The sequence below is a fragment of the Enterococcus moraviensis ATCC BAA-383 genome, from assembly GCF_000407445.1.
GTDB lineage: Bacteria > Bacillota > Bacilli > Lactobacillales > Enterococcaceae > Enterococcus_L > Enterococcus_L moraviensis.
In genome coordinates, this window is the sequence record NZ_ASWB01000002.1 from 471,298 (window position 1) to 488,684 (window position 17,387).

The window sequence follows — 17,387 nt, forward strand, 5'->3', positions numbered from 1 at the left end:
AAATCATAAATCAAAAGGAACAAGTACCTACTTTTAAGTGTTATAGTCACTAAAAAGTAACAATTGTAAGCCTAATAGAGTTGAAAGGTTTGAGAAAATGAAAAAAATTTATCATTTAGCAATTGAAGCAACATTGGATGTAATTGGTGGTAAATGGAAGCCAATTATTCTTTGTCACTTAGGGAATGGTCCGATGAGAACGGGTGCATTGAAAAAACAAATTCCTTCTATTACACAAAAGATGCTAGTGCAACAATTACGTGAATTAGAAGCTGATAAAATCATTACACGAAAAGTTTACGGAGAAGTGCCCCCGAAAGTGGAATACTCATTGACTGAGCAAGGGAAATCGTTGAGAGAAATTTTGATTGCAATGTCTGTTTGGGGAGAAAAACGAGTGCATGATATGGTAGATAGCGGAAAAGATGTAGAGCTTTTGAATGACAATTATTCTGGTTTTTTAAATTATTAAATTAAAATAGGATACAATGAGAGGACAGCTACCAATAGAGGCTGTCTTTGTTTTTATTTTACTGCTGCAATCACATGATTAAAAAAAGTAACGATAATTTGAAGCAGCAAAGAACGCAGAATAAAAATTTGATACGTTTGAACAATATATTTTTCCATAAATTTGGTATAATAGTAAGAAGGACTTTTTTAGGTGGTGGAAACATGCGTTTTTTACATACAGCCGATTGGCATATTGGCAAGAAATTACATGGTTATGATTTATTAGAAGAACAAGTCGATGCGTTTCAACAAATTTTGGCAATTGCAAAGAATGAAGAAGTAGATGCAATTGTTGTTGCAGGTGATTTGTATGATCGGTCAGTTCCGTCTGTTGAAGCAATTGAGGTATTCAATCAGATGATCGTAGAAATGAATTTGCAAGAAAAATTTCCTGTTTTAGCGATTTCAGGTAATCATGACAGTAGTACTCGATTAGAAACTGGAGGACCGTGGTTTGTTCAATCGGATTTTCATTTGAATACTCGTTTGGATCAAGCTTTCCAACCAGTGGAAATGGGCAATACACAATTTTTCCTATTGCCTTATTTTGAACCGATTTCCGCTCGTTTATTCTTTGATAATGAAGAAATTCGTACAATTGAGCAGGCAATGCAAGAGGTCATCAAGAAGATGAAAGAGCAATTTAAACCCGATATGGCCCATGTGTTAGTCAGTCATTTTTTTGTGGCGGGCAGTGAAAAGTCTGATTCGGAAACAAAGTTGATGGTCGGTGGTTTAGATACTGTCCCATTATCTTTGCTAGAATCATTCGACTATGTAGCATTAGGACATCTACATGGAAAAAATGCACTACAGGCCGAAAATGCACGTTATAGTGGTTCGCCGTTGAAATTCTCATTGTCCGAAATGAATCAAAAAAAAGGGGTTTGGATCGTTGATACTCAACCCTCTGAAACAACTTTTGAATTTAAAGAACTAACACCGCTTAGAGATGTGAAGCAAATCGAAGGTGGATTTAAAGAATTAACATCACAAACTTTTTACGACTCAATTAATCGTGAAAATTATTTACATATTCAACTAACGGATCGTGCGGTGATTCCGAACATGATGAATCAGTTGCGCAAAATTTATCCACGAGTGATCGGAGTTGAACGGTTATTTGGCAGAGAAGAACGTCAAAAACAGACTGAAACAAAAAAAGAAGTAAAAACCTTAGCACCAGTAGAATTAGTGGATCAATTTTTTTCAGAAGTAACTGGAGAAAGTCTGACGCAACAACAACAACGATGGATCGAAGAAAATCTAGGAGCTATTCACCAAGCAGAAAGAGGGAAATAAGTTGAAACCATTAACTCTAACTTTGAAAAACTTTGGACCTTATATTGCTGAAACGATTGATTTTACAAAATTTGAGGACTCTTCTCTATTTTTGATCAGTGGAAAGACTGGTTCTGGTAAAACAACCATCTTTGATGGCATGAGCTACGCTTTATTTGGTGAAAGTTCAGGGAAACTACGTCAAGGAAAAGAAATGCGGTCGACCTTTGCTGATCCATCAGAACCTACAGAGGTTCATTTATCTTTTTCACATGGGGATTACTTTTATGAGATCACAAGAAAACCAGAACAAGAACTATATAAAAAACGTGGTGATGGCACGCGTACCCAAAGTGCGAAGATTTCATTGATCGTTAAGGATCATTTAGGAAAAGAGCTTAGAGAGTATACTAAGCGCCGAGAAGTTGATCAATTTATACAAGAACTGCTCCATTTGGATGCAACTCAATTTGCACAGATCGTGCTTTTACCTCAAGGAGAATTCCGAACGTTTTTGATTGCCAATAGCACTGATAAGGAAAAAGTCTTACGAAACTTGTTTGGTACGCAATTGTATCAAACTCTGAATGAGCAGTTAAAGGATCAATTAAAGACGGTAAATAAAGAGATTGAGGCAACACAACAAACGATTCAGGCAAAAATGGATCAGGTATATTGGCAAGAACAGATAACAGCTGAGGAGACAACGGAACAGCGATTAGCGTTAGTCGATCAACAGCAAAAAGCAATGATCACACAACAAGAAACAGAAAAGAATGCGTTATCTGTCTTACAAAAACAAAAACAGCAAAAAGAACAAGAAAAATTCGCCTTAGAGGAGTTGGCGAATGCTTTCACGAAGCAAAGTCAACTCAAGCAACAAAAAGAAGAATTAGATCAAGCAAAAGAGAGGATCAAAAAATTAAGAACGGAAGAACAACAACTTCAATGGGTGAAAAATCATCAAGGATTAATTGAGAAAATCGATGAGAAAACCAAATTGATTTCTATGTATGATCACCAATTAAAAAGCAATCGAATAGAACAGGAAACACAAGTAAACTTGATACAGCAACTAGAGAAAATAAAAAAAGAAACACTCGATCAAGTGGCCGAAATGACGATTTTAAAAGAAAAAGTCTCAACTTTACAATTCCAAATCCCTTTGTACGAAGAAAAGGAAAAAGTGGCGAGCATGATTGAAAAAAATCAAGCGAAGTTAAAAACGTCAGCAATACAACTTTCGGAATTAAAAGCAATACAAGCAAGTACTGAAGAAGCGTATCAAAAAGAACGAATGATTATAGATGGCAAAGCCAAAATTGAGAAAGAACAAGTAGAATTAGAACGACAACAAGATCAATGGTTTGCTTTTATAGAAAATTGGGATAAACAGCAACAACTTGAATCAAAAAAAGTGAGTCTCGTAGAACAGCTGGAATTGATAGAAACCGAACTAAAACAAGAAAAAGCCGAAAAAGAGACGATTTATAAAAACGTTGCAGATCAAAAAAGTAGATGGGCTAAGATGCAAATCAGCCGCTTGAGTTTATTTTTAGTGGAGGGAGAACCATGTCCTGTGTGTGGATCAGTGGAGCACCCAAATCAAAAAGAGCATCAGGAATTTACTCTAGAAGAAATTCAATCCATCGAAGATGAGCTAAATGAAACCGAAAAAACAGCTCAAAAACAAGAAGCAATTGTTGCGAAACTACAAGCGCAAGTCACACAAATAAAACAGCGTCAAAAGGAACTACAGAGCGAATTAGAAAAACAAACAAACAAAGTCAATTCTTTCGTTGAACAGCTACAAGAAAAACAAAATATTCTGTTAGCTACTCCATTGACTTCTACGGGAATCGATCAAGTCACAACTGATTTTAAAACAAAATCTACTAAGTTTGAATTTGAATTAGAACGAATAAAAATGGCTGAGAAAAACATTTCTGAACTCGAAAAAACGCTTGAAGAACAACAACTAACAGTACTCGAACACGAAAAAATCGTTCAGGAAAATCAACAAAAACAAGAGGCAAATCAAACCAAACTAAACACAATCTCAGAACAGTTGAGTGATGGGCAACTTTCATTAGCTGAAGTAACCACTCAAAAACAACAACTTGAACAACAAGTAACACAATGGGAAGTACAAAAGCAAGAAAATGAAGAACAATTAGCAAAAGTAAAAGAGAATCATTTGTTATTGAAAAACAGTGAGACACATTTGGTAAACGAACAACAATCAAATCTTTCAGAAAAAAATACATTAGAGCAACAATTATCAAAAGCCATAGAGCAATCGTCATTCGGCTTAGATGAAAACGTTGTGCGAGTTTTACTGAGAGAAGTGCCAAAATTGGATGAAATTAAAGACGAATTAGTGACTTTTGACAAGAAACAAGATCAACTCACATTCCAATTACTTGAACTTGAAAAAAAATTAGAAAATAAAGAGCAACCAGAACTTGCTAGTTTGATAGAGGAGATAGAACAATTGACTATTTCAATTCAAACAAAAGAAGCAAATTATTATCAACAGCAAGAAAAAATTCAAGCGAATGAAAAAATCCAGAAGCAAGTCAAAGAATTGATTGCTTCAATTGAAGAGCAGTGGGAAGAAGTGACTGCATTGCATCAATTAGCTGCAACTGTAAATGGCGACAATCCAAGAAAAACAAGTTTGGAAAGATACGTTTTACAAACCTATTTGGAAGAAGTCTTAAAAGTAGCAAATCAACGGTTAGGTTTATTGACGAATAATCGTTATCAATTTGAATTAAATCAAGACTCTGGGAGTTATAAAAATCAAACAGGTCTGGAAATTAATGTATATGATGATAATGCTGGAAGCACTCGTAGCGCCCATACCTTATCTGGGGGAGAAAGTTTTATTGCGGCACTCGCTTTAGCGTTATCGTTAGCTGAAGTGATCCAACAACAAGCAGGCGGTGTTTTGATTGAAGCATTGTTCATTGATGAGGGCTTTGGGTCTTTAGATGAAGAGGCTTTGGAAATGGCAATGGAGGCCTTAGAAACAATCGAAAACGAAGGAAGAATGATCGGTATTATCAGTCATGTTAGTGAACTTAAAGCAAGGATTCCACAGCAATTACAAATAAAAACAAATGGAAATGGTCAAAGTCAAGTGACCTATCAAACGGCATAGTTAGCCTAGGAGGTGAGAACATGAAGTGGAGTATTCCAGAACGAATCGTTGAACGTGGAAGAGATTATATGAAAGAAGGCAGAGTTATATCTGTTGATCAAGATGCGGAGCGAAAAGTGTGGCATGCCGAGGTTTTAGGGAATGAATTATACCGTATCCAATTAGATGGAACTGCTAAAGAAAATGATATTTGCGAATGTCCTTATTGGAAGGACCATGGGTATTGTAAGCATACGGTCGCAGTTGAATTATATTTACGGCAAAAAGGGATGTCAAGAATCATAAAAGCAGATCAGCCAGTGGTATTTGAAAAACGCTCTCTGTCAATTTCAGAAATGTTTACTAAAGGTTTTGCGAAATTAAATCAGTCAGAAGAGAAAAGAAAAATCACGCCACTAACTGTTGAATATATTGTAGATGTGATTGAAACGAATAATTACTATCCAGAGTTAGCTGTATTAGGTGTCTCTTTGCGACTTGGACATCAAGGGGTAAAGCCAAAAACGTATATTATTAAAAATATCGGCGAATTTTTTCAGTCATTTCAAAAAGAAGGAACTTTTTTAATCAATAAACAACATCATTTTGATTTGATCAAAGAAGCGTTCTCAATTGAACATCAAGAATTATTAGCGCAATTGGCTGCAATTTATCAAACAAGCCAATTACTAGGCGCAAATGGGATCCAAGTCAAAGGGAAAATCGATAAACGTTATCTTGTTTTGCCAATCGATCAAGGTCAGCAACTCCTTGAAAAAATGAGCAAGTTACCACACTTCCAATTAAACGATGATGAAATAAAATACCGTCATCTTTCATTTACTAACGGAAAGTTACCGATTCTATTTGATCTAAGCAAACAACCAGACGGCACATATAAATTGGTTATAGATGATCAGATAACGACTTTTTTATCTCACTACCAGTGGGGCTTTAGTAAAGATCGGGTGTATCTCTTTACACAAGAACAAGAAGCAATCTATACGACACTTTTACAGCTCTTGAAGCGAGTTGAAAAACCCGAAATCATTTATGAAAAGGCGGAACTGTCCGATTTATTTGGTAGTGTAATTCCTCTATTGAAGAAACTGGGAACTGTCTCAGTCAGTGAAGAAGTGACTCAGGAAGTCGTATATCATCCATTAGAAGCAATCTTTATTTTTCGAAAAATAAAAGGGATGATCAAAGTCCGCGTTGACTTTACTTATGGAGGAGTAGTTTTTTCAACCGATGAGAAGCATTCTGTAGCATCGGGAGAGAATCAGGAAGTTGTTCGTGAAGGAAAAAAAGAACAAGAAATTTTAGATCAGTTAGCGACATTTGGTTATCAGAAAGTGGCAGATGGGTATGAAAAGAATTTACCAGCGGGTGAGCGTCTATATTATTTCTTTAAAGCAGAAGTTCCAACTTTCCGTCGTTTGGGCGAGGTTCGGATGGGGAAAAAATTACGTGAATTGTATTTGGATGCAGCACATCACCAACCATTGATCGAAGTTTCTGATTCTGATTCATGGCTAGATGTTCGCTTTGATATTACTGGCATAGCGGAACAAGAGATAGATGCTGTTTTAGCTAGTTTGTTACGTAATGACCGTTTTTATACATTGGAAACAGGCGAAATTTTATCCTTAGATTCAGAAGAATTTCAACAAACAAGTGAAGTATTGACAATGCTGAGAATGAACATGAAAAATGTTCAAGGAACAATTCAAGTGCCAAGAAATCAAGGCTTGATAATTGAAAATATGTTGGAAAACAATAGCCAAGCACATTTCTCTGATTCATTTAAAGAAATGGTAACGAATTTAACACATCCAGAGAAATTTGAAGCCGTGTTACCTGAAAAAATTCAGGCTACTTTGAGAACGTATCAAATCGACGGCTTTAAATGGTTAAAAATGTTAAGTTATTATCAATTTGGTGGGATTTTAGCGGATGAAATGGGTCTTGGAAAGACCCTGCAAACAATCACCTACTTATTATCTGAAAAAGAAGAGAAAAAGCAAACAGGGGCTGCGTTGATCGTTGCACCAGCGAGTTTGATTTATAACTGGGTGGCAGAACTTAAAAAATTCGCTCCAGATTTGCAAGCGGAAGTTGTCGCTGGTAACAAAATGGAACGGGAAAAACTAGCCAACCAAGAAGGACTAGATGTATTGATTACATCTTATGCTAGTCTTAGACAAGATATTGATATGTATCAACGATTGAATTTAGGTTATTTGATTTTAGATGAAGCTCAAATGGTAAAAAATAGTGGAACAAAAACAGCACAAGCATTAAAAAGTCTGACTGTACCACAACGATTTGCATTAAGTGGGACACCAATTGAAAATAATTTGGATGAGTTATGGTCGATTTTCCAAATGATCATACCTGGATTGTTCCCATCAAAAACGTTATTTAGATCAATGAAGCCAGAAGAAATTGCAAAAATGATTCAGCCGTTTATTTTAAGACGAGATAAGAAAACGGTATTGGCAGATCTTCCTGATAAAATCGAAAGTAATCTTTATAGTGTTCTTACAGAAGAACAAAAGACAGTTTACCTAGCTTATTTGAAGCAAATGCAAGAAGATGTTAGTCAGATGGACCAAGATGCCTTTAAAAAGAATCGCCTGAGCATTCTAGCTGGGTTGACTCGCTTACGTCAAATTTGTTGTGACCCTAGTTTGTTTATTGATGACTATACTGGTGGTTCTGGTAAACTAGAGCAAGTCAAAGACTTATTAGTAGCTGCCAAAGAAAATAATAGACGTGTGTTGTTATTTTCACAGTTTACAAGCATGCTGTCGATCATCGAAAAAGAACTCGATGCGTTAGGTTTATCAACATTCTATTTAAGAGGAAGCACGAAACCGAAAGAACGTATGACGATGGCAGATTCCTTTAACGCTGGAGAGAAGGATGTCTTTTTGATTTCATTGAAAGCGGGAGGAACTGGATTAAACTTAACGGGTGCTGACACAGTGATTCTTTATGATTTATGGTGGAATCCAGCCGTGGAAGAACAAGCTGCTGGACGTGCACACAGGATTGGTCAAAAAAATGTCGTAGAAGTTTGGCGAATGATCGCTGAAGGAACAGTTGAAGAGAAAATGGATTCTTTACAACAAGAAAAACGTGAATTGTTCCAAAAAGTAATTCAAGGAAACGAAGAACAATTAGCCAAAATGACCGAAGATGATATTCGAATGATTTTAAGTATTGGTGAATAAGTAAAAGTACAGTGCGTATTTAGAGAGTCTAAATACGCACTGTACTTTTTATATTATTATGAAAATAAAGATTGGATCGTTGGAAACAGGTCTTCAAATGATCGCACTTCTTTTAGATGATAAGCTTCTTCATCTGTAGGCATTTCACGTAAACGATGATTAAACCATAAAGAGTTCCAGCCACCATTTTTAGCGCCAGCAATATCGTTTTCGAAACTGTCTCCTACGTATAAAGTACGTTCGCAATCCATGCCAAATTCTTTTGCGGCAAGATCAAAAATCTCACGTTCCGGTTTTTGAAACCCAGTACTTTGAGAGATAATAATGTTATCAGTCGGAACCCAGTTCTCAAGTTGTAGTTGTTTTACTTTCTTAAACTGATGATCTGTAGGTCCATTTGTGATGATCCCCATCGGGATATTTTTCTCTTTTAAGAAATCAAATACTTTTTTAACCTCTGGATGCATAACGATATTATCCAGTTCGTCTTCATATGTTTTTTGGAAAGTGAGTCCATCTTCTTGTGAAACGCTTGGATAACCCAGGTCTTGTAATGATTGATCGATACGATAAAAGCGCATGTATTCTAGTGTCCATTCATTAGACATAACTTTCGGAAAAGTTTCATCACTATGGACACGAAAGCGAATATACAATGCGTGCATATCCTCAGCTTTTACAAGTGGAAAAACTGAATTGATCGCATTTCTAAATGGTTGTTGCTGGTCATAAATTGTATCATCCACATCAAAAACAATGGTTTTCATTTAAACAATTGCACCCCTTAATAATTTTCAGAAAAAATTTCATAATCCTCTTTCATTGTAGCGAACTTTTTCACAAAAGAACAGAAAGAAAAATTCTAATTTAGATTAGAATGATGATAGGATTGAAATAATCAAAGGCAAAAAAAAGAAGCAATAGCGTTATTTTTGTTTGATCAAAAACGCATAAAAAAACATCATTTGATCAATCAGTAGTCAAAAAAGTCGTTTCGATACCACATTTTTGAAATAGAAAAAAATTCCAACATTAAGTATAATAAAAGACAGAAACACCGATCAGGCCCATCTTCCCCAAGACATAAGCGACTCACCGGTGTTTTTTATGATGTACATGTATACCTATAATTTAACAAATTCCATTTTTATTTTCAAGTGATTGACATAACAGTATTACGGTGTTCTCAAAATGTATAAAAAACCTGAGAGAATGTCTTCTTGTTTCGGTGAACATTCATACTTATGAGTCTGAATGGTTGTATTTTCGTATGATCACGAACAAAATTTACACTAAAAAAAGATTCGCATTGCCAGTTACTTACAAATATAACGTTGCAATCCAATGGATAACTGTCTAAGTTAAATAACGCTTTTCAATATGACATTCTATTTACTTTAGAAAAAAATGTCTAAAACTATAAAATGAAAATAGAATTATTCTCCCACATAATCAATGACGTTCAAACTTTGCATACTATTCTTTCTTTGCGTATAATAGTTATAGTGTCAGAAGAAAGGGGAGTTTATGTTAAAACGTTTTTTTAGTTATTATCGTCCATATAAGCACTTATTTATTCTAGATTTTGGTTGTGCTGTATTAGCTGGTTTGTTGGAGTTATCATTTCCAGTTGTTGTGAATCAAGTTATTGATAAAATCATGCCTAAAGGAAATTTCAGACTGATTGGATTAGCTTGTATAGGGTTGCTTTTATTTTATATACTCAACACTTTTTTACAATATATCGTGGTATTTTTTGGTCACAAATTGGGGGTAAATATTGAAACAGATATGCGTCGAGAATTGTATGGGCATTTACAGACGCAACCGTTTGAATATTATGACAATCAAAAAACCGGAAAATTGATGAGTCGATTGACAACAGATTTATTTGAAATTTCTGAGGTTGCCCATCATGGACCAGAGGATGTTTTCATTACGATCATGACGTTAGCTGGGTCGTTTTATTTAATGCTTCGGATCCATGTACAGCTTGCGTTAGCTACGTTTATCGTTTTGCCCTTCATTACGGTTGCATTGGTGTTTTTCAATAAGAAGATGACTAAGGTAAACACTAAAATTTACGATAATTTGGGTGACTTTAATGCAGGTGTTGAAGCCTCAGTGAGCGGAATTCGTGTGACTCAGTCTTTTGCGAATGAGCCATTTGAGCGTCATCGTTTTGAGGGATTGAACCAAGCTTATCGCCAATCAAAAATCACATTTTATAAAGTAATGGGGATCAGTTCAGCATATAATTACTTTTTAATTCGCTTAATTAATCTATTTGCATTGATTTTTGGTGCTTATTATACGATCAAAGGGGAGATTACAGATGGACAATTCGTTGGATTCATTTTGTTATCTAACGTTTTCGTTCGTCCAATAGAAAAAGTCAATAACATGATCGAAAGCTATCCAAAAGGAATTGCTGGTTTTAAGCGATTTACTGAAGAAATTGATAAGAAACCTGCGATTCAGGATAAACCGGATGCTATAACAGTTGATCATTTATTGGGTACTATCCATTACGAGGATGTTTCATTTTCATATGCTGATTCTACAAAGGTATTAAATCACATAGATTTGCAGATTGTGCCTGGTGAGACAGTCGCATTCGTTGGCCAAAGTGGTTCAGGTAAAACGACTCTATGTAACTTACTGCCTAGATTTTATGACGTAACAGAAGGACAAATCACAATTGATGGTATCAATATTCAAGACATGACACTAGCTTCATTGAGAAATCAAATTGGAATTGTTCAACAAGATGTCTTCTTATTCCCAGGAACGATTCGGGAGAATATTGCCTATGGAAAACTAGATGCAACAGAGGAAGAAATCCAAACAGCTGTTAAGTTAGCACATTTAGAAAAAGTAGTCGATCAAATGTCTGATGGTTTAGATACTATGATCGGTGAAAGAGGTGTTAAGCTTTCTGGAGGTCAAAAACAACGTGTGGCAATCGCTAGAATGTTTCTGAAGAATCCGCCAATCTTAATTTTGGATGAAGCAACATCTGCACTAGATACTGAAACAGAGCAAGTGATTCAAGAATCCTTGAATTCTTTAGCAGAAGGTAGAACAACGATGATAATTGCACATCGTCTTGCAACAATCAAACATGCAACACGGATTATTGTTGTAAGCGATAAAGGGATTTTAGAAGAAGGAACACATGAGGAACTACTAGCAAAAGGTGGACATTATCGTCGATTGCATGACGCGCAATTTAGAGCGTAGAGGCGAGTTTGTGACTACTAGGAAATAGCTAGAGATATAACTTATTTGCGAAGAAGTTACCTGTAATTAGTTTATGTTTAAATTTTAAGGGTCTGAGCTTAACTCAAAAAGTTAAAGCTCAGACCCTTTTTCTTACTTTCTTTTACGTGGTTTTCTGCCTAAACCGATGGCATTTTTCATTCTTTGTAAAGTCTTGTTCGCAACAAGACGAGCTTGTTCGGCACCTCTATCAAGAATTTCATCTAATTCATCAGAAGCTAATAAAGCGTGATAACGCTCTTGAATTGGCGCTAGTAAATCAACAACAGCTTCTGCTAAATCTGTTTTAAATTCACCATAGCCCTCACCTTCATAAGCAGCAGCTAGTTCATCAATAGAGCGACCTGTAACAGATGAGAAGATACTTAATAGATTGGAAATACCAGGTTTATTTTCTGGATCATATTCAATGATGCCAGTTGAATCTGTTACAGCTGATTTGATTTTTTTGCGAATAATAGTTGGTTCGTCTAACATAGAGATGAAACCCTTAGCATTCGCATCAGATTTACTCATTTTACTAGTTGGATCTTGTAAACTCATCACACGTCCACCTTGTTCAGGAATTTTCACTTCTGGAAGAACAAGAATTTCTTGGTTTGCTTGAGCATAACGATTGTTGAAGCGTTCAACAAAATCTCGTGTTAATTCTAGATGTTGTTTTTGATCATCACCAACTGGAACTAAATTAGCATTATATAAAACAATATCGCCCACCATTAGCGGAGGATACGTCAAAAGGCCAGCGCTAACGCCTGTACGACCATTCTTTTGAGATTTATCTTTGAATTGAGTCATACGCTCTAATTCACCGATCGTTGTATTACACTGAATGATCCAAGCAGCTTCGGCATGAGCAGAAACTTCAGATTGAATAAAGATTGTTGCTTTTTCAGGATCAAGACCGACCGCTAAATACAATGCTGCTAATCCACGAATTTGTTGACGAAGTTTTATCGGGTCTTGTGGAACAGTAATAGCATGTTCATCCACAATACAAAAATAACAAGTATAATTATTTTGTAGTTCAATAAATTGTTTCATTGCACCAATATAATTTCCAATAGTTGGAATTCCACTAGGCTGAATGCCAGAAAATATAGTTTCCATTAAAAAACCACCTTAATCATTTAATAATAAGTCATTGCTATCATTATACAGGTAAAAGAAAAAAAAAACAGGGTTACAAGAAAAAAATAAAATGTCAGAATTTTTAGACTAGTACAGTTTTGATACATTGTACGAACTGTACTAGTTTTTTTAGTTTTGAAAACGTTACAATTTTATGTTAAAAAAAGACGGACTTTATTTCAATATTTAAAAAAAACACGTAAAATAACGAAAAATTATGTTTTTTATTGGAAAAAGAGCTAGTATTTTCATTAGAAATTGGGTATACTAACATTAAATAGGAAAACAGATAGATTTCCTGTTTCAAAAAAGTGATGAGAGTCACAAAAAGGAGTGATGCACATGTTGACACTTTATACTTCCCCAAGTTGTACGTCTTGCCGTAAGGCTCGTGCATGGTTGCAAGAACACGAGATTCCATTCAAGGAAAGAAATATCTTCTCAGAACCATTGAATATTTCTGAATTGAAAGCAATTTTGCGAATGACAGAAGATGGAACTGAGGAGATTATTTCTACTCGTTCTAAAGTTTTCCAAAAACTTAATATGGATTTGGATGAACTTCCGTTGCAGGACTTGCTAGAGTTAGTAAAAGAGAATCCTGGATTGTTGCGTCGACCAATAATGATTGATGAAAAAAGATTACAGGTTGGTTTTAATGAAGATGAAATTCGACGTTTCTTGCCAAGAGGAGTTAGGCAGTTGGAATTACGTCAAGCGCAATTGATGGCAGGTTTATAATGTAAAGGAGAACCTTTGTCCTTGAGACGAAGGTTTTCTTTTTCTATTATTTTTTTACATAGTAGTTGCTTTAACACTTTTTTTAAATATTTATAAAAAAAGTACATATAGGTATATTGAACAAGTTTTTAGGATTATACTAAGACAGCATTTTATTTAGGAATATTATTACTTTTCCCTTTACATTTGGCGTGATTCCGCTACAATGTACGTAAGAATAAGTTTCCTGATTAGCAAAAGTGAGGTGTAGCAACATGGAAATGGAACATATCAATGAAAATACCATACGAGTATTGATTGGCAATGAAGATCTAGCAGATAGAGGAATCACCTTTTTAGACTTACTTGGTAATCATAAGGAAGTGGAAAATTTTTTCTACAGTATTCTAGAAGAAGTCGACGTGGAAGATGAATTTCAAGGCAGTGAAGCTGTTACATTTCAGGTTCTGCCAAAAAGTGATGGTTTAGAGCTATTTATTAGTAAAAATGCATCAATCGATGAAGTATCTAATTTTGAAGGATTCAATGACTTGAACTCAGAAGAAGTAAGTAATATAATTCGTAAGCAGATTGAAGAAGATTTTGCTGATGAGACACAGGAATTTTCTGATAGTACAGTAAAAAATTTAGTGTTTGAGCTTAATGACTTTGATACAATGGTGCAGTTAGCCAACGAAGTATTTTTACAGTCTGTAATAGCAAATTTATATACATTTAAGGGCACATATTACCTACAAGTTATTTTCTTATTGGATGAGTTAGGGAAGAACGACGTGGAAAATGAATTGGCTCAATTATTGGAATTCGCTAATTTATCTGCAGTTACACCTGAAACATTGAATGAGTATGGAACATGTATCATGGAACGAAATGCATTAGAATTAACAAGATATTACTTTGAATAAATGAAACTGAAATGAAGCTTAGTTGCTTTATTTCAGTTTTTTTGATGAATCAGAAGTTTTTTTGCGTACCTTAACATTGAGGTGAGATAAATGTTGAAGGCTTATTCAGAAACGAAAGAAATTAGCACGTTACTAAATTTATCAAGAAAAGAAATTGAGGAGCAAAAAAAGAAAAAGTATTATTGCCCGTTATGCAATCAACTCGTTAGAATCAAGAATGGACAAGTAAAAATCCCCCATTTTGCTCATTATAATAAAAGTAATTGCCGTATCGACTCGGAAAATGAAACGGCAGAACACTTGACTTTGAAAAGCATTTTTGCAATGTGGTGTGAGAAAGAAAAGATTGAATATGAATTAGAAAAATACCTCCCGGAGTTGAATCAAAGACCGGATCTTTTAATCGGCAATATCGCATTGGAGATTCAATGCAGCACACTGAGTACAAAACGATTGGTCGAAAGAACTGAAAACTATCGAAAACATGGCTATCTTCCTATTTGGGTTTGTGGCAAAAAGTTGTTTTCAAATGACAAAAATTTAAGTGAGTTAACAAAAAATTTATGTTATTACTCAACTAAATTAGGATTTTATTTGTGGACAGCTGATTGGGAAAAAGGCGAGGTTTGCTTGTGTTTTAACATTGAAGAAACCTGGAAAAAAGAAGTACATGTTTCTAGAAAGGCATGGTCTTTTTATAGTCATTCGTTATTGAAAATCTTTGATTATCCAAATAAGTCGAAGCTTTATTGCCAAAGAAAATACAGAGTAGATGAACTAATTCAGGGATACTATGCTGAGTTGAATAGAAAATTATATAAGCGAGATGAGAAGATTCGCTTGCTACAAGGCATATTATATAACAATGGTTTTCATCTTCTTGAATTGCCAAATTGGTTCTATTATCCTGGTCTTCATATTTTCTGTTGTAGAGGATCTGATCTATTTTTGAGAATGCAAATTTGGAAATGGGTACAGTTTTTTGATCAGAATGTTTTTGAGAATTTAGAAGTAATACATGTTTTAAAAACAGAATTAGAAAAGTCATCGGACTTGTTTTATGAGTTGCCAAATGTCCCAATTGATTCTCTAAGAGAGGAGTGTTTGAATCAGATCGTGACGTATCTGATTGAATGTAATCATTTAGTTAGAGTGACAAACGGCTGGAAAGTTGAACTTGGAATTGCAGAACATAGGATGATGGATGTCAGACGATGGCTAAAAAGAATCGAAAATAAGTATCTAATAACTGCTACTCCGCATAAAAATGTGATAAGATAAATCTATGTTAGAATAATTTGAAAAGGGGCTAATAGAATGAGTGAAGCAAAACAATTACCAGAACGTTCGAGTTTACCAATAGAAATGACTTGGGACTTAACTAAGATTTTTGTAGATGATAGCGCTTTTGATGAGGCATATCAAGCATTAACTGATGAATTAAAAACAGTACAACACTTTAAAGGGACTTTAGAAAAAGGAAATGAAGCATTTCTTGACAGTATCGAAATGTTATTGAGTATTTATCGTAAAATCGAAGTGATTTATGTTTATGCTCATTTAAAAAACGATCAAGATACAACGAATACAACTTATCAAGCATTATATGCTAGAGCAAGCTCGCTGTTAGCTCAAGCTAGTGAAGCTGTATCTTGGTTTGAACCAGAAGTATTATCGTTAAGTGATGAAAAGATTTGGCGCTATTTCGATGAAAATTCTAGATTACAACAATATCGTCATTTCATTGAAAATATTTTGAGTGATCGTCCACATATTTTGTCGGCTGATCAAGAAGCCTTATTAGCAGGAGCTGGAGAGATTTTTGAAGCATCTAGTAATACTTTTTCAATTTTAAATAATGCCGATTTGAAATTCCCTGTAATTGAAGATGAGAATGGTGAAAAAATCCAACTAACTCACGGCGTATATGGTCAATTAATGGAAAATACACATCGTAGTGTTCGTGAAGAAGCATTTAAAGGACTATATAAAGTGTATGCTCAATTTAAAAATACATTTGCTCAAACGTTAAGTTCACATGTTAAAGCGCATAACTATAAGGCGAAAGTACGCAACTATTCGTCAGCAAGAGAAGCAGCTTTGAGCAACAATCATATTCCAGAAAGTGTTTATGATACATTGATCGATGTAGTAAACCAAAATCTCTCTTTACTCCATCGCTATGTTTCTTTACGAAAGCGATTGTTGAAAGTAGATGAACTTCACATGTATGATATGTATACACCGATTTTGGGAGAAGCATCTATCAAATATACGTATGAAGAGGCGAGAGAAAAAGCAATCACCGCATTGAATCCGATGGGAGAAGAGTATCTAGATGTTGTAAAAACGGCCTTTAATGATCGATGGATCGATGTTGTTGAAAACCAGGGCAAGCGTAGTGGTGCCTATTCATCTGGCGCTTATGATACTGCACCGTATATTTTAATGAACTGGCACGATAGCTTGGATCAGCTTTATACATTAGTACATGAAATGGGGCACAGTGTCCATAGTTACTTCACACGTACGAATCAGCCTTATGTTTATGGAGATTATTCAATTTTCTTGGCTGAGATTGCGTCAACAACAAATGAAAATCTTTTGACAGAATATTTATTAGAAACAGAAACAGACCCTCGAATTCGTGCCTATGTATTGAATCATTATTTAGATGGGTTTAAAGGAACGATCTTCCGTCAAACACAATTTGCAGAATTCGAACATTTTATTCATACAGAAGATGCATCTGGAACGCCATTAACTAGTGAGTATTTAGGCGATTATTATGAAAAATTAAACCAAAAATATTACGGACCTGAAGTGATGAAAGATTCAGAGATTTCACTTGAATGGTCAAGAATTCCACATTTTTATTATAATTATTATGTATATCAATACGCTACTGGTTTTTCTGCAGCGTCAGCATTAGCGAATAAAATCTTGGCAGAGGAACCTAAAGCTTTAGAAAATTATTTAACTTATTTGAAGTCTGGTAGTAGTGATTATCCAATAGAAGTTATGAAAAAAGCAGGAGTGGATATGACAAAACCGCAATATATCGAAGATGCTATGCACGTTTTTGAAACGAGATTAACTGAACTTGAAGAACTTGTAGAAACGTTAGAGCAATAAAAAAATACCCCTAAA

The 17,387-nt window shown here is 34.9% G+C and carries 11 protein-coding genes; 9 read left to right on the plus strand and 2 right to left on the minus strand.

Features of this window, described 5'->3' with window-relative positions; all coding sequences use genetic code 11:
* Positions 1 to 97: 97 nt before the first annotated feature.
* From I586_RS08260 to I586_RS08275, 4 genes are all read left to right on the plus strand, one after another.
* The gene (locus tag I586_RS08260) at positions 98 to 472 is read left to right on the plus strand and encodes a winged helix-turn-helix transcriptional regulator (protein WP_010765600.1); all 375 of its coding nucleotides are present in this window, start codon (positions 98 to 100) and stop codon (positions 470 to 472) included.
* A gap of 203 nt (positions 473 to 675) precedes the next feature.
* Complete coding sequence (locus tag I586_RS08265; protein ID WP_010765599.1) at positions 676 to 1,815, plus strand: exonuclease SbcCD subunit D; 1,140 nt, start codon at positions 676 to 678, stop codon at positions 1,813 to 1,815.
* 1 nt (position 1,816) lies between these two features.
* Entirely contained in the window at positions 1,817 to 4,960 is a 3,144-nt protein-coding gene (locus I586_RS08270) for an AAA family ATPase (RefSeq protein WP_010765598.1), read from the plus strand.
* A gap of 20 nt (positions 4,961 to 4,980) precedes the next feature.
* Positions 4,981 to 8,178, plus strand: a complete 3,198-nt coding sequence (locus tag I586_RS08275; RefSeq protein WP_010765597.1) for a DEAD/DEAH box helicase — start codon at positions 4,981 to 4,983, stop codon at positions 8,176 to 8,178.
* 56 nt (positions 8,179 to 8,234) lie between these two features.
* Here I586_RS08275 and I586_RS08280 read toward each other — a convergent pair whose 3' ends face one another.
* Positions 8,235 to 8,945, minus strand: coding sequence for an HAD family hydrolase (locus I586_RS08280; protein ID WP_010765596.1), 711 nt, complete (start codon positions 8,943 to 8,945; stop codon positions 8,235 to 8,237).
* A 760-nt stretch (positions 8,946 to 9,705) separates the two neighbouring features.
* Here I586_RS08280 and I586_RS08285 point away from each other — a divergent pair.
* Positions 9,706 to 11,421 (plus strand): ABC transporter ATP-binding protein, encoded by a 1,716-nt coding sequence (locus I586_RS08285; RefSeq protein ID WP_010765595.1) that lies wholly within the window; start codon positions 9,706 to 9,708, stop codon positions 11,419 to 11,421.
* A 132-nt stretch (positions 11,422 to 11,553) separates the two neighbouring features.
* Here the strand turns inward: I586_RS08285 and trpS are convergent, their stop codons facing one another.
* Positions 11,554 to 12,570 carry a tryptophan--tRNA ligase gene (trpS, locus tag I586_RS08290; protein ID WP_010765594.1) on the minus strand — a complete coding sequence of 339 codons (1,017 nt, stop codon included), beginning with the start codon at positions 12,568 to 12,570 and terminating at the stop codon, positions 11,554 to 11,556.
* Positions 12,571 to 12,933: 363 nt separating this feature from the next.
* On the opposite strand from trpS, the gene spxA reads away from it, so the two are divergent.
* The 4 genes from spxA (at position 12,934) to pepF (ending at position 17,372) form a co-directional block, all read left to right on the plus strand.
* On the plus strand, positions 12,934 to 13,332 hold the full coding sequence (gene spxA / locus I586_RS08295; RefSeq protein ID WP_010760718.1) for a transcriptional regulator SpxA: 399 nt from the start codon (positions 12,934 to 12,936) through the stop codon (positions 13,330 to 13,332).
* Positions 13,333 to 13,586: 254 nt separating this feature from the next.
* A complete protein-coding gene (locus I586_RS08300; protein ID WP_010765593.1) occupies positions 13,587 to 14,237 on the plus strand; it encodes an adaptor protein MecA in 651 nt (216 codons plus the stop codon).
* A gap of 90 nt (positions 14,238 to 14,327) precedes the next feature.
* Positions 14,328 to 15,518 carry a competence protein CoiA gene (locus I586_RS08305; protein WP_010765592.1) on the plus strand — a complete coding sequence of 397 codons (1,191 nt, stop codon included), beginning with the start codon at positions 14,328 to 14,330 and terminating at the stop codon, positions 15,516 to 15,518.
* Between the two features lie 36 nt (positions 15,519 to 15,554).
* Positions 15,555 to 17,372 carry an oligoendopeptidase F gene (gene pepF, locus I586_RS08310; RefSeq protein WP_010765591.1) on the plus strand — a complete coding sequence of 606 codons (1,818 nt, stop codon included), beginning with the start codon at positions 15,555 to 15,557 and terminating at the stop codon, positions 17,370 to 17,372.
* Positions 17,373 to 17,387 lie beyond the last annotated feature (15 nt).